25 protein-coding genes are annotated in these 24,254 nt (G+C 41.3%); 11 read left to right on the top strand and 14 right to left on the bottom strand.

What is annotated here, in order from left to right; genetic code table 11:
* Positions 1–9: 9 nt before the first annotated feature.
* Positions 10–1,455, top strand: a complete 1,446-nt coding sequence (locus NSQ79_RS01700) for a UDP-N-acetylmuramoyl-L-alanyl-D-glutamate--L-lysine ligase (RefSeq protein WP_164332307.1) — start codon at positions 10–12, stop codon at positions 1,453–1,455.
* Between the two features lie 75 nt (positions 1,456–1,530).
* Here NSQ79_RS01700 and NSQ79_RS01695 read toward each other — a convergent pair whose 3' ends face one another.
* The 11 genes from NSQ79_RS01695 to NSQ79_RS01645 all read right to left on the bottom strand — a co-directional run bounded on the left by NSQ79_RS01695 (position 1,531) and on the right by NSQ79_RS01645 (position 11,875).
* Complete coding sequence (locus NSQ79_RS01695) at positions 1,531–2,094, bottom strand: TIGR00730 family Rossman fold protein (RefSeq protein WP_014633582.1); 564 nt, start codon at positions 2,092–2,094, stop codon at positions 1,531–1,533.
* Between the two features lie 64 nt (positions 2,095–2,158).
* Entirely contained in the window at positions 2,159–2,512 is a 354-nt protein-coding gene (rbfA, locus tag NSQ79_RS01690) for a 30S ribosome-binding factor RbfA (RefSeq protein WP_002883798.1), read from the bottom strand.
* Between the two features lie 95 nt (positions 2,513–2,607).
* Complete coding sequence (gene infB, locus NSQ79_RS01685; protein WP_014633584.1) at positions 2,608–5,442, bottom strand: translation initiation factor IF-2; 2,835 nt, start codon at positions 5,440–5,442, stop codon at positions 2,608–2,610.
* Between the two features lie 18 nt (positions 5,443–5,460).
* A complete protein-coding gene (locus NSQ79_RS01680) occupies positions 5,461–5,763 on the bottom strand; it encodes a YlxQ-related RNA-binding protein (RefSeq protein ID WP_002883776.1) in 303 nt (100 codons plus the stop codon).
* Positions 5,756–6,052, bottom strand: coding sequence for a YlxR family protein (locus NSQ79_RS01675; RefSeq protein WP_014633585.1), 297 nt, complete (start codon positions 6,050–6,052; stop codon positions 5,756–5,758). The genes NSQ79_RS01680 and NSQ79_RS01675 overlap by 8 nt, the downstream gene beginning before the upstream one ends.
* 20 nt (positions 6,053–6,072) lie before the next feature.
* Positions 6,073–7,272 carry a transcription termination factor NusA gene (gene nusA, locus NSQ79_RS01670; RefSeq protein WP_002886615.1) on the bottom strand — a complete coding sequence of 400 codons (1,200 nt, stop codon included), beginning with the start codon at positions 7,270–7,272 and terminating at the stop codon, positions 6,073–6,075.
* A gap of 65 nt (positions 7,273–7,337) precedes the next feature.
* The gene (gene rimP, locus NSQ79_RS01665) at positions 7,338–7,811 is read right to left on the bottom strand and encodes a ribosome maturation factor RimP (RefSeq protein WP_002883745.1); all 474 of its coding nucleotides are present in this window, start codon (positions 7,809–7,811) and stop codon (positions 7,338–7,340) included.
* Positions 7,812–7,957: 146 nt separating this feature from the next.
* Positions 7,958–9,211, bottom strand: a complete 1,254-nt coding sequence (locus NSQ79_RS01660) for an LCP family protein (RefSeq protein WP_014633586.1) — start codon at positions 9,209–9,211, stop codon at positions 7,958–7,960.
* A gap of 8 nt (positions 9,212–9,219) precedes the next feature.
* Positions 9,220–9,741 carry a GNAT family N-acetyltransferase gene (locus tag NSQ79_RS01655; protein ID WP_014633587.1) on the bottom strand — a complete coding sequence of 174 codons (522 nt, stop codon included), beginning with the start codon at positions 9,739–9,741 and terminating at the stop codon, positions 9,220–9,222.
* Positions 9,734–10,177, bottom strand: coding sequence for a tRNA (adenosine(37)-N6)-threonylcarbamoyltransferase complex ATPase subunit type 1 TsaE (gene tsaE, locus NSQ79_RS01650; protein ID WP_164332308.1), 444 nt, complete (start codon positions 10,175–10,177; stop codon positions 9,734–9,736). The genes NSQ79_RS01655 and tsaE overlap by 8 nt, the downstream gene beginning before the upstream one ends.
* Positions 10,178–10,453: 276 nt before the next feature.
* Positions 10,454–11,875 carry an NCS2 family permease gene (locus NSQ79_RS01645; protein WP_002889988.1) on the bottom strand — a complete coding sequence of 474 codons (1,422 nt, stop codon included), beginning with the start codon at positions 11,873–11,875 and terminating at the stop codon, positions 10,454–10,456.
* 208 nt (positions 11,876–12,083) lie between these two features.
* Between NSQ79_RS01645 and NSQ79_RS01640 the strand changes: the two genes are divergently transcribed.
* Entirely contained in the window at positions 12,084–12,896 is an 813-nt protein-coding gene (locus NSQ79_RS01640) for a Cof-type HAD-IIB family hydrolase (RefSeq protein ID WP_014633589.1), read from the top strand.
* 44 nt (positions 12,897–12,940) lie between these two features.
* Here NSQ79_RS01640 and NSQ79_RS01635 read toward each other — a convergent pair whose 3' ends face one another.
* Positions 12,941–13,672, bottom strand: coding sequence for a cyclase family protein (locus NSQ79_RS01635; RefSeq protein ID WP_045001939.1), 732 nt, complete (start codon positions 13,670–13,672; stop codon positions 12,941–12,943).
* Between the two features lie 379 nt (positions 13,673–14,051).
* On the opposite strand from NSQ79_RS01635, the gene NSQ79_RS01630 reads away from it, so the two are divergent.
* The 9 genes from NSQ79_RS01630 (at position 14,052) to serS (ending at position 22,213) form a co-directional block, all read left to right on the top strand.
* Positions 14,052–15,059 carry a PTS sugar transporter subunit IIB gene (locus NSQ79_RS01630; RefSeq protein ID WP_002886607.1) on the top strand — a complete coding sequence of 336 codons (1,008 nt, stop codon included), beginning with the start codon at positions 14,052–14,054 and terminating at the stop codon, positions 15,057–15,059.
* Positions 15,060–15,076: 17 nt separating this feature from the next.
* Positions 15,077–15,877 carry a PTS mannose/fructose/sorbose transporter subunit IIC gene (locus NSQ79_RS01625; protein WP_002886606.1) on the top strand — a complete coding sequence of 267 codons (801 nt, stop codon included), beginning with the start codon at positions 15,077–15,079 and terminating at the stop codon, positions 15,875–15,877.
* A gap of 15 nt (positions 15,878–15,892) precedes the next feature.
* Positions 15,893–16,807 (top strand): PTS system mannose/fructose/sorbose family transporter subunit IID, encoded by a 915-nt coding sequence (locus tag NSQ79_RS01620; RefSeq protein WP_002886605.1) that lies wholly within the window; start codon positions 15,893–15,895, stop codon positions 16,805–16,807.
* A gap of 12 nt (positions 16,808–16,819) precedes the next feature.
* Positions 16,820–17,206, top strand: a complete 387-nt coding sequence (locus NSQ79_RS01615) for a DUF956 family protein (RefSeq protein ID WP_013990069.1) — start codon at positions 16,820–16,822, stop codon at positions 17,204–17,206.
* A gap of 265 nt (positions 17,207–17,471) precedes the next feature.
* The gene (locus tag NSQ79_RS01610) at positions 17,472–18,464 is read left to right on the top strand and encodes a PTS sugar transporter subunit IIB (RefSeq protein ID WP_002883770.1); all 993 of its coding nucleotides are present in this window, start codon (positions 17,472–17,474) and stop codon (positions 18,462–18,464) included.
* A 67-nt stretch (positions 18,465–18,531) separates the two neighbouring features.
* Complete coding sequence (locus NSQ79_RS01605) at positions 18,532–19,347, top strand: PTS mannose/fructose/sorbose transporter subunit IIC (protein ID WP_013990068.1); 816 nt, start codon at positions 18,532–18,534, stop codon at positions 19,345–19,347.
* Positions 19,348–19,361: 14 nt separating this feature from the next.
* Positions 19,362–20,273 carry a PTS system mannose/fructose/sorbose family transporter subunit IID gene (locus NSQ79_RS01600; protein WP_002883717.1) on the top strand — a complete coding sequence of 304 codons (912 nt, stop codon included), beginning with the start codon at positions 19,362–19,364 and terminating at the stop codon, positions 20,271–20,273.
* A 78-nt stretch (positions 20,274–20,351) separates the two neighbouring features.
* Positions 20,352–20,726: a DUF956 family protein gene (locus NSQ79_RS01595; RefSeq protein WP_002883765.1), complete on the top strand. Its 375-nt coding sequence runs from the start codon at positions 20,352–20,354 to the stop codon at positions 20,724–20,726.
* A 209-nt stretch (positions 20,727–20,935) separates the two neighbouring features.
* Positions 20,936–22,213, top strand: coding sequence for a serine--tRNA ligase (gene serS, locus NSQ79_RS01590; RefSeq protein WP_073686616.1), 1,278 nt, complete (start codon positions 20,936–20,938; stop codon positions 22,211–22,213).
* 34 nt (positions 22,214–22,247) lie between these two features.
* Here serS and NSQ79_RS01585 read toward each other — a convergent pair whose 3' ends face one another.
* Together NSQ79_RS01585 and der are read right to left on the bottom strand one after the other, a co-directional pair.
* On the bottom strand, positions 22,248–22,877 hold the full coding sequence (locus NSQ79_RS01585) for a ribonuclease P (protein WP_073686617.1): 630 nt from the start codon (positions 22,875–22,877) through the stop codon (positions 22,248–22,250).
* 63 nt (positions 22,878–22,940) lie between these two features.
* Positions 22,941–24,251: a ribosome biogenesis GTPase Der gene (gene der / locus NSQ79_RS01580; protein WP_002886596.1), complete on the bottom strand. Its 1,311-nt coding sequence runs from the start codon at positions 24,249–24,251 to the stop codon at positions 22,941–22,943.
* Positions 24,252–24,254 lie beyond the last annotated feature (3 nt).

The following is a 24,254-nucleotide window of genomic DNA, read 5'->3' as shown; positions in this document are numbered from 1 at the left end:
ATAGGAACTATGATTACTATTGAACAAGTTCTAGAGGTTCTTAAAAAGGACCATAATTTTAGAGATATTATCGACCAAGACAACTACTACTATTCATGGACTGGGGTGACTTTTGATTATCTTTCTTATGATAGTCGTGATGTCACACCATCGTCCCTCTTCTTTGCCAAAGGGGCTGCCTTCAAGCCTGAATTTTTAGAGAATGCTGTCAAAGCTGGCTTGAGTTTCTACGTGGCTGAAAAAGATTATCAAGTGGGGATTCCTGCCATTATCGTATCAGATATTAAGCAGGCTATGAGCCTCGTTGCTCAGGCCTTCTACCAATACCCTCAAGACAAGCTTAAATTACTGGCTTTTACTGGGACAAAAGGGAAAACAACAGCAGCCTACTTTGCCTTCAATATTCTCAAGCAAAGTCATAAACCTGCTATGCTTTCAACCATGAACACGACATTAGACGGAAAAAACTTCTTCAAGTCTACCTTAACAACACCTGAGAGTTTGGACCTTTTCCGTATGATGGCTGAAGCTGTTGCTAATGGCATGACCCATCTGATTATGGAAGTCTCAAGTCAAGCCTATCTGACTAAGCGTGTCTATGGATTGACTTTTGATGTAGGTGTCTTTCTTAACATCAGCCCAGACCATATTGGGCCTATTGAACACCCAACCTTTGAAGACTACTTCTACCATAAGCGTCTCCTCTTGGAAAACAGTCGAGTTGTTATCGTCAATAGCGGTATGGATCACTTTGCTTTTATCGCTGAGGAAGTTGCGGATAAAGAGCATGACTTCTATGGTAAAAACTCCGACAATGCTGTTAAACATGGCTCAGGTTTTAGCTTTAAGGCAAGTGGGAAATTAGCCGGTGACTATGATATCCAACTCATCGGTGACTTTAACCAGGACAATGCCATGGCTGCTGGTCTGGCCTGCCTACGTCTCGGAGCTAGCCTTCAAGACATCAAGAAAGGAATCGCTCAAACTTCTGTTCCAGGGCGTATGGAGGTTCTAACCCAAACTAATGGGGCTAAGATATTTGTTGACTATGCTCACAATGGAGATAGCCTAGATAAGCTCTTACAAGTCGTAACTAGCCATCAAGATGGCCATATTAGCCTAATTCTAGGGGCTCCTGGAAATAAGGGTGAAAGTCGTCGTAAAGACTTTGGACATGTCCTCAATACCTACCCTGATGTTGATGTCATCCTAACAGCTGATGATCCTAACAAGGAAGATCCTCTTGCTATCTGTCAGGAAATTGCTAGCCACATCAGTCGCGAGGTTCGTATCATTGTCGATCGAGAGGAAGCAATCAAAACAGCAATGTCTGAGACTACAGACTCTAAAGACGCTGTGGTTATCGCTGGTAAAGGTGCTGATGCCTTCCAGATCGTAAATGGTAAACGTGATAACTATGCTGGCGATATTGAAGTCGCTAAGAAATATTTGTAAAGATTTAATTAAAAAGATTCAATGATGTATCATTGAACCTTTTTAATTCATCTCAATTTTACAATTAAAGCAACACTACCGATAACGTCTCAATTGGGGTGGTTCATAAGACTGGACAAAAGCTTCAATTTCTGAGAAATCATCTGTAAAGAGGAATTTTGCTGCTGTTTCAGCCTCCAAAAAATCATGAGCAACCATGGTATCTAACATCATTTTCATAGCATCATAATAGCCATTGAGATTGAAGAAAACACAGGGTTTGTCCAACTTACCGACTCGAGCAGCTGCAATAGCTTCAGAGATTTCTTCCAGTGTCCCTAGACCTCCTGGAAGGGCGATAAAGAGATCTCCTTGCACTAGCATAGCAGTCTTTCGTTCTGCCATAGTTTCTACTATTGTCATTGAGGTTAACCCCTCATAAGCTATCTCCCTATCTTTGAGGAATTGTGGCATAATGCCATGAGCCTGTCCACCATTTTCCAAAACCGTATCACCAAGAACTCCCATAAGTCCCATCTTACTGCCACCATAGACTAGGGTATGCCCATTTTTAGCAATCCACTGACCCAAGGCAATCGTTGCTTTCTTAAAGCTAGGATTATCACCCATATTAGCTCCCAAATAGACCGTTACTTTCATTGAAGTCCTCCTTTTTATTCTATTATAACGCAAAATTCCTGCCATAACTGACAGGAATTTTTTCTTAGTCTTTACGCTCCAAATTACGAAGCATTTCATCAATTTTATTACCGTATTCGATAGACTCATCCTTAATGAAGGTCAAATCTGGAATCTTATACATGGTCAATTTTTTACCAAGTTCACGCTTGATTGTCCCAGTAGCCTTTTCAAGACCAGTTTGTGCTTTTTGGTTATCTGAGGCCAAGGTTGAATGAATGGTGTAAAAAATCTTAGCAGCTGACAAATCACCAAGCATCTGTACATCTGTGATAGTGACATCTTGCACACGTGGGTCACGAACTTTCTTTTGAAGAATTTCATTGACCTCACGTTTGATTTCCATACCAACACGGTCTACACGAAATGAATTTCCCATAGTCTTATCCTTTCTCTCTTATTATGATGGAACAAAAGCCAGGCCAGATGACCTAGCTTTGTCTCCTAAGTAAGCTTTCTTAAAAGCTAACAAAATTAACGTTTAATTTCTTCCATAATGTAAGCTTCGATAACGTCATCAACTTTAATATCGTTATAGTTTTCAATCATCAAACCACCCTCTTGAGCGTTTCCGACTTCTTTAACGTCATCTTTAAAGTGTTTCAAGCTTGCCAATTTACCATCAAAAATAACGACACCATCACGAATCACACGGGCACTTGAATCACGAGTGATTTTACCACTAGTAACCATGAACCCACCGATTGTTCCGACTTTAGAAACTTTGAAGGTTTCACGGATAATAGCTTCACCAATGACTTTTTCTTCAAATTCAGGATCAAGCATCCCTTTCATGGCATCTTCGATTTCTTCGATAACCTTGTAGATGATGCTGTGAAGACGAATTTCAACTTCATCAGTTTCCGCTTGTTGACGTGCTTGTGGTGTAGGACGAACGTTAAATCCGATAACAACAGCATCTGAAGCTTCCGCAAGAGTAATATCAGATTCGTTGATAGCACCTACTGCTGAGTGAACAACATTAACACGAACACCCTCAACATCAATCTTAAGAAGTGATGCTGCCAAGGCTTCAACAGAACCTTGTACGTCGGCCTTGATGATAACATTAACAGTCTTCAATTCACCAGCTTTAAGGGTATCAAAGAGGTTATCAAGACTAACACGATGTGTTTGTTGACGTTGTTTCATAAGGGCACGTTTGGCACGTTCTTCACCGGCTGCACGAGCTGCTTTTTCATCTTCATAAACGGCAAAATGGTCACCCGCCATAGGCGCTTCGTTCAAACCAGTAATTGAAACTGGTGTTGACGGTGCTGCAGTCTTAATACGACGACCAAGGTCATTGGTCATAGCACGGACACGTCCGAAGGTATTACCAACAACGATTGGGTCTTGAACATGCAAAGTACCTTGTTGAACAAGGAGGGTTGCAACCGCACCTTTACCTTTATCCAAACGCGCTTCAATAACGGTACCGATGGCACGAACTGTTGGGTCAGCTTTAAGTTCTTCCACTTCAGCCACAAGAAGAACTGTTTCAAGCAATTCTTCAATATTTTGACCAAACTTCGCTGAAATTTCAACGAATTCGCTATCCCCACCCCATGCAGTTGAGATAACGCCATGCTCTGCCAATTCACCGATTACACGCTCTGGGTTAGCACCTGGTTTATCAATCTTGTTAATCGCAACAATGATTGGAACACCAGCAGCCTTAGAGTGGTTGATGGCTTCAATAGTTTGTGGCATAACACCGTCATCCGCAGCGACAATCAAGATAGTAATATCTGTAACAGAAGCACCACGGGCACGCATAGATGTAAAGGCTGCGTGTCCTGGAGTATCAAGGAAGGTGATTTTCTTACCACCCTCTTCAATTTGGTAGGCACCAATATGCTGTGTGATTCCACCAGCTTCTCCAGTCGCAACACGTGAGTTACGAAGGGTATCAAGAAGGGTTGTTTTACCATGGTCAACGTGTCCCATGATAGTAACAACTGGTGCACGTTCTACCATAGCATCTTTATTGAGGTAGTCTTCGTCAACAAAGAAACGTTCGATATCAGCATTATCGACTTCTTCTTTCTTGGTTGCTTCAATGCCATAATCAACCATCAACAACTCAATAGTATCTCCATCAAGAGATTGGTTTTGAGTTGCCATAACACCCATCATGAAGAGTTTCTTAACGATTTCAGCTGGCTCACGTTTAATACGTTTTGCGATTTCTGCAACCGTCATACCTTCAGTGTATTCAAATTCTTTTGGTAATTCATGGAATTTACGCTCTGTTACTGGTTTTGGAGCTGAATTACCACGGTTATTTTTACCTTTTTTATTTTTGTTTTTATTCCAGTTACTATTTCGTTGATTTCTCACTTGGTTTTGATTATTCCACTTATTATTTCTTGTTTGCTTAGGTCCATCTTCATTCTCGCGACGATTATCACGTGATTTATCTGGACGTGCCTTTTTACGACGTGTATCTTGTGCTTGCGCAGCTGGAGCTGGTTGAGCAGCCGGTGCTGGTTTGGGAGCTGGCTTAGCTTCAGCAACTGCTTTTTGAGCAGCGACTTCAGCCTGTTGTTTTTCTTTTCTTGCCTTTTCCTGCTCTTTCGCACGGCGTTGCTCTGCAGCTTTTTCTTCACGGAAGCGTGTTTCACTTTGACGTGAATATTCTGCATTTTGCTCTGCTTTCAAGGCTGCTGCACGCGCTTTAAAGTCAATACGTGGACCTGCCTGATTGTTGCGGGCAGCATCGTTGCGTTTATTTCGACCTTGATCATTGCGCTGTTTACCTTGGAAATTACGGTCACGATTACTATTGTTATCGCGCTTTCCATTGTTACGGTTTCCTTGACCATTTCCATTTTGGTTGCGACGATCATTATTCTGACGTTTACCTTGATCGTTTCCTTGTTGATTTCGGTTACGATTACGGTTGTCACGTCCTCCGCCATTTTGACGACGCTCTGCTTCTGCCTTGGCACGTGCTTCACGTTCTGCCTTAAAATTACGGCTTTGTGGTTTTTTCGGAGTCGCAGGGGCTTCTTTGACTTCAGCCTTTGATGTTTCTTTAGCTGGAGCTGATTTGGCAACAGGTACCTTATCAACCTTAGGCGCTACCTTTTCCTCTTTAGGAGTTGGTGTCGCTTTAGGAGCTGGCTTGCTTTCAGCCTTAGCTGTTCCCCCTTTTAAACTTGAAGTGATACGATTAGCATCAGCTTCTTCAACTGATGAGGAATGGCTCTTCACAGAAAGACCAAGTTCTTGAGCTTTCGCAACAACAACCTTACTTTCTACACCAACCTCTTTTGCGATTTCATATAATCGTTTCTTTGACACGTGATGTCCTCCTATTCTTTAGTCCATAAGAGTCCTCATTTTCTTTGAAAATCCAGCATCAACTACAGCAACCGTTTTTCTTGGTTTACCAATAGCCATGCTTAATTCCAGTGCGTTAAACACTGTGGAGACTTCTATATTATAGTAGTTACATTTATCAGTCGTCTTTTTAGTCACGTTACTACCAGCATCATTGGCAAGAAAAACTAGTCTCGCCTGTCCTGATTGAACTGCCTTGATGACAAGTTCTTCGCCAGAAATAAGCTTTCCAGCTCTTTGTGCTAGTCCCAACATATTTGACAATTTTTCTGTGTTATTCAAGACCTAACTCTCTTCTTTTGACCTTGTGATCCACATAAGCAATGAGTTCATCATAAAAACTTTCAGGAACATCCATGGAGAAACTATGGTTAAAAGCACATTTCTTTTTAGCTTGGAGAGCTTCTTCATTATCTAATTTAATGTAAGCACCTCGGCCATTTTTCTTTCCTGTTGGATCAATGAAAATCTCACCATCTTTAGTTTTTACAATGCGGAGCAAATCACGTTTATCAATGATTTCTCCTGAGACAACTGATTTGCGTAAAGGTATTTTTCGTGTTTTAGCCATCAAACACCTCTATGTTCTTCTTATTCTGCTTCTGTTGTTTCAGTTACTTCTTCTGTTGTGACTTCAACAGGTGTAGCATCTTCTGCAACAATCTCGTCAACAACTTCCTCAGTAGCAGCCTCAGCTTTTTCAGCTTCGAGTGCTTCATATTCAGAAGCTGACTTGATGTCAATACGGTAACCAGTCAAATGAGCTGCCAAACGAACGTTTTGTCCACGACGACCAATTGCAAGAGATAATTTGTTATCTGGTACAACTACTGTCGCACGTTTGCTATCATCTTCGTCAAAGAGAACATAGTCCACTTCAGCCGGTGCAATAGCATTGTAGATAAATTCAGCTGGATCTTCAACCCATTGAATAACGTCAATATTTTCCTCAACAGGAACTTCAATTCCCGTCTTAGCATCCAAACGTGTTGGGTGGAAACGGCTGACAACTTTCTTGATGTTGCTTCCACCACGACCAACGATAGTACCAATAGCATCAACGTTAGGGTTATGACTGCGAACAGCAACTTTGGTACGATCACCAGCTTCACGAGACACGCTCATGATCTCTACAGTTCCATCAAATACTTCAGGAATTTCTTGTTCCATGATACGTTTGATGAATTCTGGATGGCTACGGCTTACAAAGACGTTAACACCTTTAGGGTTGTTTTCAACTTTATAAACATAAACATCGATGACGTCGTGTGACTTAAAGCTTTCCCCAGGAATTTGGTCTTGGCGTGACAATTGAGCTTCGAGCGTTCCAAGATTCACATAAATGAAACGTTGGTCAAAACGTTCAACTGTTCCTTGCATGATTTCACCTTCATGTTGCTTATAGTCATTATAAGTAATTTCACGCATCTGCTTGCGCATCTTTTCCATAATGGTTTGTTTGGCAGATTGCGCTGCGACACGGCCAAATTCATCGACTGACTCTTCAAAACGAATCTTGTCACCAAGCTCGTAGGCAGAGCTGATAGCAAGGGCATCTTTCAAGCTAATTTCCAAACGACTATCAAAGACTTCATCTACAACTTCACGAACAGTATAAACTTGAAAATCACCTGTTTTTTCATTGAATTCAACTACAGCTGATTCTGACTGACCATAACGACGCTTGTAGGCTGACTTAAGCGATTCAACCACAGCATCGATGATATCTTCCTTGTTAATGTGTTTTTCTTCTTCCAAGACACGGAAGGCTTCTAGCATTTCTTTGCTCATATTCTTTGTTGTTTTAGCCTCTAAAGGCTAAAACTGGCATCCTTTCTTTATTTACACTAAGAGTTTTAGAGTTTGACTGCCAAACGAGCTTTAGCAACTGTTTGATAGGGAATCTCAACAGTTTTATGGCGAGTCTTATCAAGGTAATCAATTGTTAGGGTTTCCCCATCAAAGGCCACCAAGTCACCTTGGAAAATCTTGATCTTATCAATAGCCTTGTAAAGACTAACATTGATATATTGACCAACAGCATTTGTCAAAGCTTCTTTGGTTTTTAAGGGACGCTCTAACCCTGGACTAGAAACTTCCAGCATGTATTGATCCGGGAAAGGATCAGGCTGAATAGTATCCAAGAGGGGACTGATAATTTCAGTCAAGTCTGCAGTATCTTCTACAGTAATACCTCCTGGCTTATCAATCAAAACTGACAAGACATAGTCACCGCCAAGCTTTTCGTACTCGATATCGACCAGTTCGTATGGCTCAGGAATAGCTGGAGCTACGACTGCCGTCACGAGATCAATAATTTTTTGCGACATTATGACCTCCTTACACACACAAGAGACGAAGTTTCTACTCCGCCTCTCTTTCGTTATTTTCCTATATTATAGCATAGCTCAAAAGCCATTGCAAGGAATAACCATATCATTTCAAAGCAAAAAGGTTGGGAATCACCCAACCTTATTTATTGCGCCGCTGGAACAGTGCTGTAAGTAGTCACACCCGATCCATTATTATTGTATGTAGGGGTTGTCGTACCTTGTTCCTGAACATAATTACCTGTGTTTTCACTATAGTTATTGCTATAGGTAGTGCCTCCATTGTAGGTACTTACCGATCCACCACCTGCTGCCTCAGATGGCCAGGCCTCATAATTTGAAGATACTTCACTCGAAGCCGCACTTCCTTTGGAATTAACAAAATCATCTGAGCCATAGTTAGAGCTACCAGAACCATAGAGAACCAAACTAGTCTTAAGATTAGATTCAGAGACTTTTTTCTTACCAACTTCCTTCTTGATACGATTTTGCACCTTAAGAATATCCTCAGTAGAGGCTACTTGATAGCTTCCCCCATTGATCATGGCATCCGAACCGGCCAATTGGTATGATTTAATATTTTTAAGGGCATCACTATAACCCATCAAGCTACGCAAAGTATTGGTATCACCAAGATCAATACTTGTCTGAACATTAGAACTTACAGCCGATAAAATTTTCTTGTAAGAACCAATAGAGTCCATCTTCAAGAGCTTAGCTACAACTTTTTGAATAACCTCACGTTGACGTTTTTGGCGACCATAGTCACCATCAGGGTCATCGTAACGCATACGTGAATAGACTAAAGCTTGCTCACCGTTGATTTTATGGGTTCCAGGCTCAACTTTTGCTTGAAATTCTGGTTCATTTTCTGCAATCGAAATTGGAAAATCAAAATGATTCGTTACCTCAATACCACCAACAGCATCTACCAAATCAATCATACCCTGCATATTAATCAGTGCATAATAGTCAATATCAATATCTAAAACCTTTTGAATGGTTGAAATAGCCAAGTCAGCACCACCCTCAGCATATGCTGAATTTAGTTTTGCTTCACCTGACCCCTCAATATCTGTCAAAAGGTCACGTTCCAAACTGGTCATGGTTGTTTTCTTAGTCTTAGGATTCACTGTTACCAAAATCATGGTATCAGAGTTTCCTTCCCAGGTTTCCTTACGTTCTTTGGATCCTGTATCTACCCCCATCAAGAGAATAGTTATAGGCTTAGTCTGTTGAATAGCCTTACTATTCCCAGAAATTGCTTTAGAAGTCCTAAACGTTTTTGACAATTCGCCTGTGGCGTAATTATAAGTTGTCGTTAGGTAAATACCAGCAGCTACTACTGTCGTTGCAAAAATCGCCAACAACATCAATAAAATTTTTCGTCCAAGTTTCATGTTTTTTCCTAATCTATGAGTTTAGCCATAAGGTAAACATCTAGAAATTCTCCATTTTTAGTTCTTGCACCACGTTTCTTAGTGCCTTCAATGTCAAAGCCAAATTTTTGATAGAGATGAACCGCACGCTCATTACGTGCTTGAACCGTCAACTCTAAGCGACGGATAGCTGGGGTATGATCTGCCCAGTCAATCATTGTTTCCATAAGAAACTGGCCAACACCATTCCCCCAGTAGGGTTTAGAAACCGCAATAAATACGTCACCAATATGACTGGTCTTAGTATCTTGATCCGAGGTAACATTACAAACACCTATGACCTCATGACCCAATTTCGCCACCAAACAAATCTCATTAAGCCTATGTTGATGACCTTCAATATAAGTGGCTAACTGTTCAGCACTCAGTATAGAACTTCTATCATCTTGTGCTAGAAAATCCGATTCTAAGGCTACAGTCTCTAGTAAACGAGCTAGAGAGGCAGCATCCTCTCTTTGGGCTTCCTCAATGACTAATTCTTGCTCAGCCATTTACCATTGCCTCCTGAATCTCCTTACTTCTAGGACCGAAAGATTCAAAAAGCAACTGACGTCCATCTCCATGATGAGACATCGAAATTAGGAGATAATCACCTAACAGACTCTCATCTAGGAGCTCACCCCACTCGATGATTGTCACACCTTCACCATACAGAAAATCATCCAAATCAATAGAATCTGGATCATCACCAATGCGGTAGACATCTAAATGATAGAGTGGCACTCGCCCCTCATACTCCCTTACAATAGTATAGGTTGGACTCTTTATCATCTGTGAAATATCCAAACCTTTGGCAATTCCCTTGGTTAAGGTTGTTTTGCCAGCTCCCAGATCACCTGAGAGAACAATTATATCTCCAGAATCGAGCAGTCGACCTAGCTTTTGACCGATACTAATCAATTCTTCTTCATTTTGACTGTAAATCATGTTCTCATTATATCAAAAAATAAAAATATGGACTAGAATCCACTGTAAAAATACAGTAGAAACTTATAAATATTGAATCATTTAAGTAAGAAATTAAGATGTGTATTTTAATTTTTAATTTATTTTGGGCACGCTAAACACTCATAGATTAGAAATGTTTTTGTAAAACTTACTATAGTTTCAAAAGTTAACCAATAGTAACTCTCTCACATTCCTCCAGATAAAAATCGCAAAAGAAAAAGCCTGACAAATATACAGACTTTTAACTTTCAAGCTTTAGAACACAGCCATACTGATGAAGTTAAGGATAAACAAGATATCCAAAATCCACATAATAAAGTGGACATCCTTAGCTTGACCTTTGACGATTTTGACCAAAGTATAAGTAAGGAAACCAGCTGCGATACCATAGGTAATGCTATATGAGAATCCCATGAAAATAGAAGTGAAGAAGGCAGGAATAGCTTCAGACAAGTCTTCCCAATCGACACTCTTAAGGTTAGAGAGCATCATAACACCTACAATAATAAGAATAGGCGCTGTGGCAGCATTAGGAACGATTGATACCACTGGACTAAAGAAACTAGAAATGGCAAAGAGTACAGCAACCACAAGAGCTGTCAAACCAGTACGTCCACCAGCACCAATACCTGCTGCAGATTCAACGTAAGTTGTAACGTTTGAAGTCCCTGCAATGGCACCAATACTTGTACCAACAAGGTCAGAGTAAAGGGCACGGTCAAGAGCTTTTGATTCGTTGTTATCACCTGTTGAAGCAATGATACCAACCTTCTCACCAGTACCGATCAAGGTACCGATAGTATCGAAGATATCAGTCAATGAAAAGGCAAGAATAGCCATAAAGACACCAGGCAAACGAGAAACGTCTGAAAAGAGTGATCCCAATCCCTTTGATCCAAGCGCTGCACCAAAGACCTGACCAAGGTCTTTAATAGATGATGTCAAGCTAGCTGCGTGCCAGTCAATGCTTCCAAGATCAACAACACCAGCAAAAATAGCAATGATAGTCGTTACAAGGATTGAAAGAAGAACACCACCACGAATACCTTTAACAATAAAGAAAATCGCAATCGCAAGACCAATCAAACCTACAATTACAGTTGGGTTATTGAAAGCAACCAAACCTGGTGTAGCTGACGATGAAGCTGTAATTGACGCCTTGGCCATGTCAGCACCTTTACCTGCTACAGTGTAGGTATGAGGATTAATTGAGAATTTCAAGAAACCAGCATTTTTAATTCCCACATATGCAAGGAAAACACCGATACCTGCTGAAATCGCAGATTTGAGGGCTGTTGGAATAGACTCAATAATCATCTTACGTACTTTAGTTACTGTGATGATCAATGAAATAACACCACATAGAAAGACCATTGCTAAGGCCTCTTGCCAAGTGTAACCCAAAGAAAAAACCACTGTGTAGGTGAAGAAGGCATTAAGCCCCATACCAGGCGCTTGGGCGTATGGTAGGTTAGCATAAAATGCCATCATCAACGTCCCTGCAACCGCACCAATAATTGTTGCTAAGAAAACACCTTGTGCAGGCATTCCTGTCTGAGCCAACATCGCTGGGTTAACAAAGAGGATGTAAGACATGGCAAAGAAAGTTGTCAATCCGGCAGTCACTTCTGTACGGACGTCAGTACCATGTTCTTTCAATTTGAAAAACTTTTCCATGAAAGTTTAGACTCCTTAATAAAAAATATTGTCAAAATCCGAATAATTTCGGAACATTCTCATGTAGAATGCAACATTACTATTCTACATGAAATTATTTGACGGTGCAAGGTTTATTTCCTGAGACTTTTCTTATGAAAAACCGAACGTTCTTAGAAAGCTCTTTCTCAATCACCAACAAAGGACAGATTTTTGCTATAATAGGAACATGACAAAAAAATTGATTGCACTAGATCTTGATGGAACGCTCTTGCGCCCAGATGGAACTATTTCAGAATTCACACAAAAAACGATTAAAGATGTACAAAATAAAGGACACCAAGTTGTTATTGCTACAGGTCGTCCTTATCGTATGGCTATTGACCATTACAAAACACTAGGGTTAGAAACACCACTCATCACCTTCAACGGCTCTTTGACCAATCTTCCAGACCAAGACTGGGCTTATGAGCATTCGGTTAAATTAGATAAGAAATATCTGATTAGCCTCTTACAACGCCATGATGAATTAGAGATGGATTTTCTGGCTAGTGAATATCGAAAACACTTCTATATCACTATGAATCACCCAGAGCGTATTCAACCACAACTCTTTGGTGTTGATAAAATTATTGAGGCTATGCGTTTAGAACCAACTAAAATCACGCGCAACCCTAACGCTCTCCTTATGCAAACTCGTCATGAGGATAAGTACCAACTTGCCGATGACATCAAGAAGGACTTCAAGGAAGAAATTGAAGTTGATTCTTGGGGTGGCCCGCTTAATATCTTGGAATTTTCGCCTAAAGGCATAAACAAGGCCTACGCCCTAAACTACTTACTTAAGGCCATGCGCAAATCAACGGATGATCTGATTGCTTTTGGAGACGAACACAACGACACAGAGATGTTGGAACTTGCTAAAACTGGTTATGCCATGAAGAATGCTAGCTCTGTTCTTCTCCCCCACGCTAACGAACAAATTGAGTGGACTAATGAAGAGGATGGCGTTGCTCGCAAACTCCAGGAACTCTTCTTATAAACAAGAAAAGACACCGAAAATTTCTTCGGTGTTTTTTCTTATGATTAAGGTAAAATAGCCACTGCACGCACTGGGGAGCCTGTCGCCTTGTCCCAGTGAGGAAATGCAATCGAAATCAAAGCACCAACAGCTGGAACTTGATCCAATTGATTCAAGACTTCTACCTGATAAATGTTTTGTTCCAAGAGGTAGTATTCGTTAACCAAGCCATGTTCTGCTGCTGGAATACCAGCATCTGTATCAAAAGTCTCATGACCCACAGCCTTAACATGGCGTTCATGAATCAAGAATTCTAGAGCTTCACGGCTCCACCCTGGACTTTGTTGAACCCCATTTTCATCAAGGTTGCGCATAGCATCTTGATCTGGCCAACGCTTCGACCAATCACTACGAAAAGCGACAAAGGCCCCTTCAGTAATTTGTCCATGTTCTGCTTCAAAGTCTAAGATATCTTGTTTGCTCAAGATAAAGTTTGGATTCGCAGCAACTTCTTTAGACTTGTCGATAACATAGAGTGGTAAAAGAAGATCTTTGAGAGCAATCTCATCCAACCAACGACCACCTTCTACAAAGTGAATCGGTGCATCAATATGCGTTCCGTATTGACCAACTACTGTAAATTTTTGGACATGGAATCCATCTTTCAATGTGAAGAGGTCTTCTTGTTGCAAGGCAGGAAGGGCAGGGAAGTGTGGACTTTCTGCATTGATTTGGTGACTCAAGTCCACCCATTTTTTTGCTTGCAATTCTTTATAAATACTTAGTAAATCTGACATAAGGAGGCCCTCTTTTCTTATAGATTTAACATTAAATAGTTGATTGAAGAAGTTATAGCAGCCAATACCAGCTATTACAAGCATTTATCTCATTTTTTCTTAATCCTATTTCTTCTAGTTAGATATAGCTTAAAACTATATTTAACACTTATTGTCTGAAAAAAAAGTATATTTGCAATAATTTGATGTTTTTTTTCAATTATATGACACTTTTGTTACGAAAACCATTGACAAATTCATGATAACGTCCTATAATTAGAGTGTTCTAATTTTCGAGGGACTAAAAAAATATTGTTGTCATTTCATACTGATCGATGCTAATACCAATAATCATTTTTCTATTCCTAAGAAACAATATATAAAAGGAGGAAGAACACTAATGGGTATCGGTATTATTATTGCTAGCCATGGTAAATTCGCTGAAGGTATTCACCAATCAGGTTCTATGATTTTTGGTGAACAAGAGAAAGTTCAAGTGGTTACTTTCATGCCAAATGAAGGTCCTGACGACTTGTACGCTCACTTCAAAGATGCCATTGCTCAATTTGACGCTGACGACGAAATTCTAGTCCTTGCAGACCTTTGGTCTGGATCACCATTTAACCAGGCAAGCCGAATTAAGGAAGAAAATCCTAATCGCAAGATGGTTATCGTGACAGGACTCAACTTGCCAATGCTTATCCAAGCATATACGGAACGTATGGTAGCTCCTGATGCTGGGGTTGAAGAGATTGTCGCTAACATTTATAAGGAAACAAAAGAAGGCGTTAAAGTCCTTCCAGAAGGCCTTATTCCTGAAGAAGACACTAAACCAGCCGACGCTAAACCTTCTATTCCTAAAGGTACCATTCCTGAAGGAACAGTACTTGGTGATGGAAAAATCAAATACGTTTTGGCTCGTGTTGACACACGTCTTCTCCACGGTCAGGTTGCGACTGGTTGGACTCACTCAACTCACCCAGACCGTATCATCGTTGTTTCAGACACTGTTTGTCATGATAAACTTCGTACAAACATGATTAAACAAGCCGCTCCATCTGGTGTTCAAGTTCACGTTATCCCAATTAAAAACATGGTTAAAGCAAACAATGACCCACGTTTTGGAGATACACGTGCTATGCTTCTCTTTGAATCTGTTGAAGATGCTCTTGCTGCTGTTAAAGCAGGTGTTGATGTTAAAGAAATCAACCTTGGTTCTTCAGCTTATAAAGAAGGAAAAGTCAACGTTACTAAAGCTCTTTCATTTGACCAAACAGATGTGGATGCTATCAAAGAGTTGCAATCATTGGGTGTCAAATTTGACGTTCGTGGGGTACCAAGTGATAGCCCAGCAAACGTTGATGCCTTGATTAAGTCAGCTGAAACTAAATTAGCAGAGAAGAAATAATTTTGGAGGATGCATAAATGAGTTTAGTACAAATTATTTTAGTCGTAATTGTTGCTTTCATCATCGGTTGTAGCTCAGTTAACGACCAAATCGAAACATACCAGCCAGTTGTGGCTTGTTCCCTTATCGGTCTTGTTACTGGTCATCTCGAACTCGGCGTAATGTTGGGTGGTAGCTTACAGTTGATTACTATGGGATGGGCTAACGTTGGTGCTGCCATGGCACCAGATGCCTCACTTGCCGCTGTTGCTTCTACAATTATCCTTATCTTGGGTGGTCAAGGAACTAAAGGAATTGGTCCTGCCATCGCCCTTGCGGTGCCTTTGGCTGTTGCCGGTCTTGCCTTGACAATGGTTGTCCGTACAGCAACTGTCTTCATCGCTCATATTATGGATAGCCGTGCAGAAGCTGCTGATATCGCTGGTGTTGAAAGATGGCACTTTATCGGTATGGCCCTTCAAGGTCTCCGTGTTGCTATCCCTGCCCTCCTCTTGCTCTTGATTCCTGCACACCTCGTACAATCTGGTCTTGAAGCTATGCCTGAATGGTTAAAATCAGGTATGACAATCGGTGGTGGTATGGTTGTAGCCGTTGGTTATGCCATGGTTATCAACATGATGTCTAGTCGTGAAGTTTGGCCATTCTTCTTCCTTGGTTTTGCTTTGGCTGCCCTCAAAGAATTGACCTTGATTAGCTTGGGTATCATCGGCCTCTGTCTTGCCGTTATGTACCTTGCACTTGAAGCTAGTGGTTCAAATGGTTCTTCAAATGATGGAGGATCAGGTGATCCCCTCGGTGAAATTCTGGAAGACTTTTAATTAGGAGGAAAGAAAATGGCTGATTCAAAAATTAAATTAACAAAAGCAGATCGTTTCAAAGCTTTCTTGCGCTCATACTTCCTTTTAGCTTCATTCAACTATGAACGTATGCAAAATGGTGGTGTGGCTTACACCTTTATTCCTGCAATCAAAAAACTTTATCAAACTAAAGAAGACCGTGCTGCTGCGCTTAAGCGTCACTTGGAATTCTTTAATACACAACCTTTCATGGCCAACCCAATCTTTGGGGTTACTCTTGCCTTGGAAGAAGAACGTGCCAACGGTGCTGAGATTGATGATGCTGCTATCTCAGGGGTTAAGGTCGGTATGATGGGACCTCTTGCAGGTGCCGGTGACCCTCTCTTCTGGTTTACCCTTCGTCCAATCTTCCTTTCACTAGGAGCAGGTTTGGCTGTTTCAGGTAACGTCCTAGGCCCAATCGTCTTCTTCGTTCTCTGGAACGTCATGGTAGCTGCCGTTAAATGGTATACTCAAGAATTCGGTTACCGTGCTGGTACTGCGATCACAGATGACTTGTCAGGTAACCTTCTTCAACAAGTGACTCGTGGCGCATCAATGATGGGGATGTTCGTTATCGGTTCTCTTATCCAACGTTGGGTAAGCATTACCTTCACACCAGTTGTCTCTGTTGTTAAACAACAAGAAGGTGCTTATATCGATTGGGATAAACTTCCAAAAGGTATTGCCGGTGTTAAAGCAGCCTTCCTAGAACAAGCTGCTGGTAAATCACTCGAAGCCAACAAGGTGACAACATTGCAAGATAACTTGAACCAATTGATTCCTGGTCTTGCTGCCCTTGGTTTGACTTTCCTCTGTATGTACCTTCTTAAGAGAAAAGTTTCTCCAATCGTTATCATTTTGGGTATCTTTGTTCTAGCTATTGTTCTCCACATTATTGGTGTACTCTAATCGGAGCAAGGTATGGTTAAATCGCTCAATACGGAAATGGCTCACACAACTAAGGGAACTTGGTTTCGTGAAGGGCCTATTTACGGAAATATCATGGTCGGAGATAAGGCCTTCGAATTTTACAATGATACAAAGTTGCAAGACTACGTTCAAATTCCTTGGGATGAAATCACTTATGTGATTGCCGATGTCTACTTCGGTGGTAAATTCATCCCACGCTTTGAAATCCGAACTAAGCAAAATGGACGTTTCCGTTTTGCCAGTCGAAAAAGTCGAATAACTTTGAAAGAAATTCAAAAAAGAATTCCTCGAGAAAGTTTAAGAAAAGCACCTAGCTTTATCGCTGTCCTCAAACAAGGCTTTAAAAATCTTTTCCGACTCATTGTCAAGAAGAAATAACCTCCGAATATTATAAAAAGATTGCCCAGTCTAATGGTTGGGCAATCTTTTTATAATATTTTGCTCATTTTTGAAAGAGTTTGACTTCTTTTGAAATTTTATCTCACTAGCTATTGACATTTTCTTGAAAGCGTTTTAGAATATAATTGTTCTTGATTTCTTATGTTTAAAAAGATTGAGAGACGCTTTTTTTAGCGTCTTGATAAAAATCGGAGATAGTCTTTTTAAGCCTAGGAAAAAATAATTTATAAGGAGGAGAACACGAATGGGTATCGGTATTATTATTGCCAGCCATGGTAAGTTCGCTGAAGGAATCCACCAATCAGGCTCTATGATTTTTGGAGACCAAGAGAAAGTTCAAGTCGTAACTTTCATGCCAAGTGAAGGTCCTGATGACTTGTACGCTCACTTCAACGACGCCATTGCACAATTCGATGCTGATGATGAAATTCTTGTTTTGGCTGACCTTTGGTCTGGTTCACCATTTAACCAAGCCAGTCGAATTGCTGGAGAAAATCCAGATCGCAAGATTGCTATCATCACAGGACTTAACTTGCCAATGCTTATCCAAGCATACACTGAACGTATGATGGATGCTAACGCTACTGCAGAGCAAGTTGCTGCTAATATCATCAAGGAAGCTAAGGGTGGTATCAAAGCACTTCCAGAGGAGCTTAATCCAGCTGAGGAAACAACAGCAGCTCCTGTAGAAGCTGCAGCACCTCAAGGAGCTATCCCAGAAGGGACAGTTATCGGAGATGGTAAGCTCAAGATTAACTTGGCACGTTTGGACACACGTCTCTTGCATGGTCAGGTAGCAACTAACTGGACACCTGCATCTAAAGCAGACCGTATCATTGTTGCTTCAGATGACGTTGCTAAAGATGAGCTTCGTAAAGAATTGATCAAACAAGCAGCACCAAATGGGGTTAAAGCAAACGTTGTTCCAATTCAAAAATTGATTGATGCTTCTAAGGACCCTCGCTTTGGTAACACACACGCACTTATCTTGTTCGAAACGGTTCAAGACGCACTTCGTGCTATCGAAGGTGGCGTGCCAATCAAAGAACTTAACGTTGGTTCTATGGCTCACTCAACTGGTAAAACAATGGTTAACAACGTTTTGTCTATGGACAAAGACGATGTTGCTTGCTTCGAAAAATTGCGTGACCTTGGCGTTGAATTCGACGTCCGTAAGGTACCAAATGATTCTAAGAAAGATTTGTTCGACCTTATCAAAAAAGCTAACGTTCAATAACCTTCATTCGGATAAATTAGCTGATCATCTCAGCTAATCACAACTCAATAGAAAAGGAATTATTACCATGTCAGATATGTCAATTATTTCTGCAATTTTGGTCGTAGTTGTTGCCTTCCTTGCTGGTCTTGAAGGTATCCTTGACCAATTCCAATTCCACCAACCACTTGTTGCATGTACCCTCATCGGTGCTGCTACAGGTAACCTCACTGCAGGTATCATGCTTGGTGGTTCTCTTCAAATGATCGCCCTTGCTTGGGCTAATATCGGTGCCGCTGTCGCTCCTGACGCTGCCCTTGCCTCTGTTGCTGCTGCCATTATTTTGGTTAAAGGTGGTAACTTCACAACTGAAGGTATCGGTGTTGCGACTGCAACAGCTATCCCACTTGCGGTTGCCGGTCTCTTCCTAACTATGCTTGTTCGTACAGCATCTGTTGCCCTTGTTCATGCCGCAGATAAAGCTGCAGAAAGCGGAAACATCGCTGGTGTTGAACGTGCACACTACCTCGCCCTCCTTCTTCAAGGGTTGCGTATCGCTGTGCCAGCTGCCCTTCTTCTTGCTATCCCAGCAGAATCTGTTCAACATGCCCTTGGTTTGATGCCTAGCTGGCTCAACCACGGTATGGTTGTCGGTGGTGGTATGGTCGTAGCCGTTGGTTACGCCATGGTTATCAACATGATGGCAACTCGTGAAGTTTGGCCATTCTTCGCCATCGGTTTTGCTTTTGCTGCTATTAGCCAATTGACACTTATCGCTCTTGGTGCTATCGGTGTCGCTATTGCCTTCATCTACCTCAACCTTTCTAAACAAGGTGGCGGAAATGGTGGCGGAACTTCAACTGGTTCTGGCGACCCAATCGGCGATATCTTGGAAGACTACTAGGAAGGGGTGCTCTCATGGCTGAAAAAATTCAATTATCTCAAGCGGATCGTAAAAAGGTTTGGTGGCGCTCACAATTCTTGCAAGGTTCATGGAACTATGAACGTATGCAAAACTTGGGTTGGGCTTACTCACTCATTCCTGCTATCAAAAAACTCTACACTAACAAAGAAGACCAAGCCGCAGCTCTTAAACGTCACTTGGAATTCTTCAATACCCACCCTTACGTAGCTGCTCCTATCATGGGTGTTACCTTGGCTCTTGAAGAAGAAAAAGCTAACGGTACTGACATCGAAGATGCTGCTATCCAAGGGGTTAAAATCGGTATGATGGGACCTCTTGCCGGTATCGGTGACCCTGTTTTCTGGTTCACAGTTCGTCCTATCCTTGGTGCCCTTGGTGCATCATTGGCACAAGCTGGTAACATCGCTGGTCCACTTATCTTCTTCATCGGTTGGAACCTTATCCGTATGGCCTTCTTGTGGTACACTCAAGAACTTGGTTACAAAGCAGGTTCAGAAATCACTAAAGACATGTCTGGTGGTATCTTGAAAGATATTACTAAAGGGGCATCAATCCTTGGTATGTTCATCTTGGCTGTCCTTGTTGAACGTTGGGTATCTATCGTCTTCACTGTAAACCTTCCAGGTAAAGTTTTGTCTAAAGGTGCCTATATCGAATGGCCTAAAGGCAATGTTAGCGGTGACCAACTTAAGACTATCCTCGGCCAAGTTAATGACAAACTTAGCTTCGATAAGATTCAAGTTGATACCCTTCAAAAGCAATTGGATTCATTGATTCCAGGTTTGATGGGACTTCTCCTTACTTTTGCATGTATGTGGTTGCTTAAGAAGAAAGTTTCACCAATCACAATCATCATCGGACTCTTTGTAGTTGGTATTGTTGCAAGCTTCTTCGGAATCATGTAAAAAGAGTAAGAGTTTAGCAAAGCTGAACTCTTTTCTTATGCTATAATAAAGGTACTACAATCAAAAAGCGAGATAGATATGGCACAATCACTAAACAAAACAGTTGAACTGCATACAACAGGCGTTTCCTACATGGCTATCGGAGGGAAAGTCGGTAAATTTCTAATCGGAGATGTGGCTCTTGAATTCTACCCAGATGTCAATGTCGAGCAATACATTCAAATTCCATGGACTAGCATCACACAAATCGGTGCAAATGTCTCAGGAAAGAGAATTAGCCGCCACTTTGAAGTGTTGACAGATAAGAGCAAATTCCTCTTTGCTTCTAAAGATTCTGGGAAAATTCTAAAGATTGCTAGGGAACACCTTGGCAATGAAAAAGTCGTCAAACTACCAACTCTCATTCAAACTATTGGCGCTCGACTCAAAGGTTTATTTGCCAAAAAATCATAATTTTTGTATAATATAACAGACGGATAAGTACTAGCTAGACCCTTACAGAAAGCCTGCGGTTGCTGCGAGCAGGTAGGGTTAACCTACGAAATTCTACCGTTTCTAATAATTAAAAACATAAACAAGTGCACTCCTGTGAAGTTGGATGGAACCGTGGCCTATGTCACTCCAACACTTTCACTGGAGTGTTTTACTTTTTGGAGGAACTTATGTTAGATGTAAAACGTATTCGTAACGACTTCGATGCCCTTGCCGAAAAATTGGCTACACGTGGTGTCGCTGCTGAAACTTTAAATGAACTTAAGGAGCTTGATGTTAAACGTCGTGAACTTCTTATCAAATCTGAAGAACTCAAAGCTCAACGTAACATTGCTTCAGATGGTATCGCTCAAGCTAAGCGTAACAAAGAAGATGCTTCCGAACAAATCGCAGCAATGCAAAAAGTCTCTGCAGAAATTAAGGAAATTGATGCAGAACTTGCTGCTATCGATGAAAAGCTTAATGCCATCGTTGTGACACTTCCAAACACACCAAATGACTCTGTTCCTGTAGGTGCTGATGAAGATGAAAACGTAGAAGTTCGTCGTTGGGGAACACCTCGTGACTTTGATTTTGAAGTTAAAGCTCACTGGGATCTTGGGGAAGACCTTGGTATCCTAGATTGGGAACGTGGTGCCAAAGTCACTGGTTCTCGCTTCCTTTTCTACAAAGGACTTGGGGCAAAATTGGAACGTGCGATCTACAACTTCATGTTGGATGAGCACGCTAAAGAAGGTTACACTGAGATGATCACACCTTACATGGTTAACCACGACTCAATGTTCGGTACTGGTCAATATCCAAAATTCAAAGAAGATACTTTCGAGCTTGACGGTACTGACTATGTCCTTATCCCAACAGCCGAAGTTCCTTTGACAAACTACTACCGTGGTGAAATCCTTGACGGTAAAGAATTGCCAATCTACTTCACAGCTATGAGCCCTTCATTCCGTTCAGAAGCTGGTTCAGCTGGTCGTGATACACGTGGTTTGATTCGTCTTCACCAATTCCACAAGGTTGAAATGGTCAAATTCTCAAAACCTGAGGACTCATATGATGAGTTGGAAAAAATGGTAGTTAACGCTGAAAACATCCTTCAAAAACTTAACTTGCCATACCGTGTCATCACTTTGTGTACTGGCGATATGGGATTCTCAGCTGCGAAAACTTACGACTTGGAAGTTTGGATTCCAGCACAAAACACTTACCGCGAAATTTCTTCATGTTCAAACACAGAAGATTTCCAAGCCCGTCGTGCACAAATCCGTTACCGTGACGAAGCCGATGGTAAAGTAAAACTTCTTCACACTCTTAACGGCTCAGGACTTGCTGTTGGACGTACAGTAGCCGCTATCCTTGAAAACTATCAAAACGAAGATGGTTCAGTAACTATCCCTGAAGTTCTTCGTCCTTACATGGGCGGTGCTGAAGTGATTGCACCAAAATAACAAGGAAAATCTCCAGAAAGAACCTGGAGATTTTTTAGTTTTTATTAGCTTTCTCGTAATAGGGTTTCAACTTATCAAATCCATCAGCAAGTTTTTCTACTAACTCTTCTATTGTTTCACTAGTAGTCACAGGAACATCATATTTAACCAATACCTTACGAACACGATTATCTCTAACTGCTTCTTTAAGCATCTGACGATTGTCTTCAGTTCCTTCCACACGATGACTGACACCATTTTCCTGGGCAAAATAGTATAGAGAGGGTGCAATCGGTAAGTCTAGGACCTTATGTTGTTTAGCTAGAGTAGTATCTGATTTTTTCCGTTCGATAAAGCTAACTTCAACTGAGACTCCCCAATCTTTAGGCTGACCATAGAGCCGAATCGCCATGGCAACATCGTCTAAACTATCCTCAGGGGCCCTGTAATAGCACCAAAAGTGTGGACGACATATTTGTGCCTGATTGGCCCAATTACTGACACGATCCATCTTAAAGGGTGCCAAACGCTCCTCTAGAAGTTTTGCTAAAGTCTGCATCTCCTTACGAGCTGCTTGACCAAGTGCCTTGAGGTCTTCCATCTCTTCCTGATGTGGACCGGCTTTTTCAGGTTTGATATACTTAACTCCCTGTTTTGACAAATAAGCTTGAACATTTTCTAACATCGTTTTCTCCTTACAATGATAAAAGACCAACCCATAAAAATTCTATTCTGGTTGGTCTCTTTTTTATTTACGTTTACGAGCAATCAAATGAATTGGTGTTCCCTCAAAACCAAAGGCTTGACGAATTTGATTTTCCAAGAAACGCATGTATGAGAAGTGCATAAGCTCTTCTTCATTGACAAAGATAACAAATGTTGGTGGTTTAACCGAAACTTGTGTGCCGTAGAAAATCTTAAGGCGTTTTCCTTTGTCAGTCGGTGTTGGGTTGATGGCAATGGCATCCATGATAACATCATTCAAAACAGCTGATGAAATACGACGATTTTGACTCTCACTAATGCGTTTAATCATCTCTGGCAACTTGTTAAGACGTTGTTTCGTCTCAGCCGATACAAAGATAATTGGTGCATAGCTCAAGAATTGGAACTGATCACGGATATCTGCTTCCCAGTTAGCAACGGTATGATTGTCTTTCTTAATCGTATCCCATTTGTTAACTACGATGATAATCCCTTTACCAGCTTCATGGGCAAAACCAGCAATACGCTTATCATACTCACGGATACCTTCTTCGGCATTGATAACCATAAGGACGATATCAGAACGGTCAATGGCACGCATTGAACGCATGACAGAGTATTTCTCCGTATTTTCATAAACCTTACCAGATTTACGCATACCAGCGGTGTCAATCATGGTATACTCTTGACCTTCACTGTCCACAAAGTTTGTATCAATGGCATCTCGAGTCGTACCAGCAATCGGACTAGCAATCACTCGGTCCTCGCCCAAAATGGCGTTAATCAAGCTTGATTTTCCGACGTTTGGACGTCCAATCAAACTAAAACGAATGATATCTGGATTTTCTTCTTCAACTTCTGTTGGAAGGTTTTCAACGATAGCATCAAGAACATCCCCTGTACCGATACCGTGAACAGACGAAACTGGATAAGGATCACCAAGTCCAAGAGAATAAAAATCATAGATATCTGCACGCATCTCAGGATTATCCACTTTATTTACCGCCAAGATAACTGGCTTGTTGGTCTTATAGAGAATACGAGCAACGTACTCGTCCGCATCTGTCACGCCTTCCTTACCTGAAACGACAAAGACAATAACGTCAGCTTCAGTCATGGCAATGTCAGCTTGGTGCTTAATTTGTTCCATAAATGGTGCATCGACATCATCGATACCACCTGTATCAATTAAGCTAAACTGACGGTTAAGCCATTCAGCAGAGGTATAAATACGGTCACGTGTTACCCCTTCAACGTCTTCGACGATAGAGATACGTTCACCCGCAATTCGGTTAAATAGGGTCGATTTCCCAACGTTTGGGCGACCCACGATAGCAACTGTAGGTAATGTCATATG

It is taken from the genome of Streptococcus sp. FSL W7-1342, assembly GCF_037966635.1.
In the GTDB taxonomy this organism is placed as follows: Bacteria; Bacillota; Bacilli; order Lactobacillales; family Streptococcaceae; genus Streptococcus; species Streptococcus salivarius_D.
This window is presented reverse-complemented; position numbering and strand designations above follow the sequence as displayed.

Excerpts from the sequence above, each read along its gene's own strand:
- NSQ79_RS01700 (WP_164332307.1), top strand. The coding sequence starts at position 10 with ATGATTACTATTGAACAAGTTCTAGAGGTTCTTAAAAAGGACCATAAT.
- NSQ79_RS01695 (WP_014633582.1), bottom strand. The coding sequence starts at position 2,094 with ATGAAAGTAACGGTCTATTTGGGAGCTAATATGGGTGATAATCCTAGC.
- rbfA (WP_002883798.1), bottom strand. The coding sequence starts at position 2,512 with ATGGGAAATTCATTTCGTGTAGACCGTGTTGGTATGGAAATCAAACGT.
- NSQ79_RS01675 (WP_014633585.1), bottom strand. The coding sequence starts at position 6,052 with ATGGCTAAAACACGAAAAATACCTTTACGCAAATCAGTTGTCTCAGGA.
- nusA (WP_002886615.1), bottom strand. The coding sequence starts at position 7,272 with ATGAGCAAAGAAATGCTAGAAGCCTTCCGTGTCTTGGAAGAAGAAAAA.
- rimP (WP_002883745.1), bottom strand. The coding sequence starts at position 7,811 with ATGTCGCAAAAAATTATTGATCTCGTGACGGCAGTCGTAGCTCCAGCT.
- NSQ79_RS01660 (WP_014633586.1), bottom strand. The coding sequence starts at position 9,211 with ATGAAACTTGGACGAAAAATTTTATTGATGTTGTTGGCGATTTTTGCA.
- NSQ79_RS01655 (WP_014633587.1), bottom strand. The coding sequence starts at position 9,741 with ATGGCTGAGCAAGAATTAGTCATTGAGGAAGCCCAAAGAGAGGATGCT.
- tsaE (WP_164332308.1), bottom strand. The coding sequence starts at position 10,177 with ATGATTTACAGTCAAAATGAAGAAGAATTGATTAGTATCGGTCAAAAG.
- NSQ79_RS01645 (WP_002889988.1), bottom strand. The coding sequence starts at position 11,875 with ATGGAAAAGTTTTTCAAATTGAAAGAACATGGTACTGACGTCCGTACA.
- NSQ79_RS01640 (WP_014633589.1), top strand. The coding sequence starts at position 12,084 with ATGACAAAAAAATTGATTGCACTAGATCTTGATGGAACGCTCTTGCGC.
- NSQ79_RS01635 (WP_045001939.1), bottom strand. The coding sequence starts at position 13,672 with ATGTCAGATTTACTAAGTATTTATAAAGAATTGCAAGCAAAAAAATGG.
- NSQ79_RS01630 (WP_002886607.1), top strand. The coding sequence starts at position 14,052 with ATGGGTATCGGTATTATTATTGCTAGCCATGGTAAATTCGCTGAAGGT.
- NSQ79_RS01625 (WP_002886606.1), top strand. The coding sequence starts at position 15,077 with ATGAGTTTAGTACAAATTATTTTAGTCGTAATTGTTGCTTTCATCATC.
- NSQ79_RS01620 (WP_002886605.1), top strand. The coding sequence starts at position 15,893 with ATGGCTGATTCAAAAATTAAATTAACAAAAGCAGATCGTTTCAAAGCT.
- NSQ79_RS01615 (WP_013990069.1), top strand. The coding sequence starts at position 16,820 with ATGGTTAAATCGCTCAATACGGAAATGGCTCACACAACTAAGGGAACT.
- NSQ79_RS01610 (WP_002883770.1), top strand. The coding sequence starts at position 17,472 with ATGGGTATCGGTATTATTATTGCCAGCCATGGTAAGTTCGCTGAAGGA.
- NSQ79_RS01605 (WP_013990068.1), top strand. The coding sequence starts at position 18,532 with ATGTCAGATATGTCAATTATTTCTGCAATTTTGGTCGTAGTTGTTGCC.
- NSQ79_RS01600 (WP_002883717.1), top strand. The coding sequence starts at position 19,362 with ATGGCTGAAAAAATTCAATTATCTCAAGCGGATCGTAAAAAGGTTTGG.
- NSQ79_RS01595 (WP_002883765.1), top strand. The coding sequence starts at position 20,352 with ATGGCACAATCACTAAACAAAACAGTTGAACTGCATACAACAGGCGTT.
- serS (WP_073686616.1), top strand. The coding sequence starts at position 20,936 with ATGTTAGATGTAAAACGTATTCGTAACGACTTCGATGCCCTTGCCGAA.
- NSQ79_RS01585 (WP_073686617.1), bottom strand. The coding sequence starts at position 22,877 with ATGTTAGAAAATGTTCAAGCTTATTTGTCAAAACAGGGAGTTAAGTAT.
- der (WP_002886596.1), bottom strand. The coding sequence starts at position 24,251 with ATGACATTACCTACAGTTGCTATCGTGGGTCGCCCAAACGTTGGGAAA.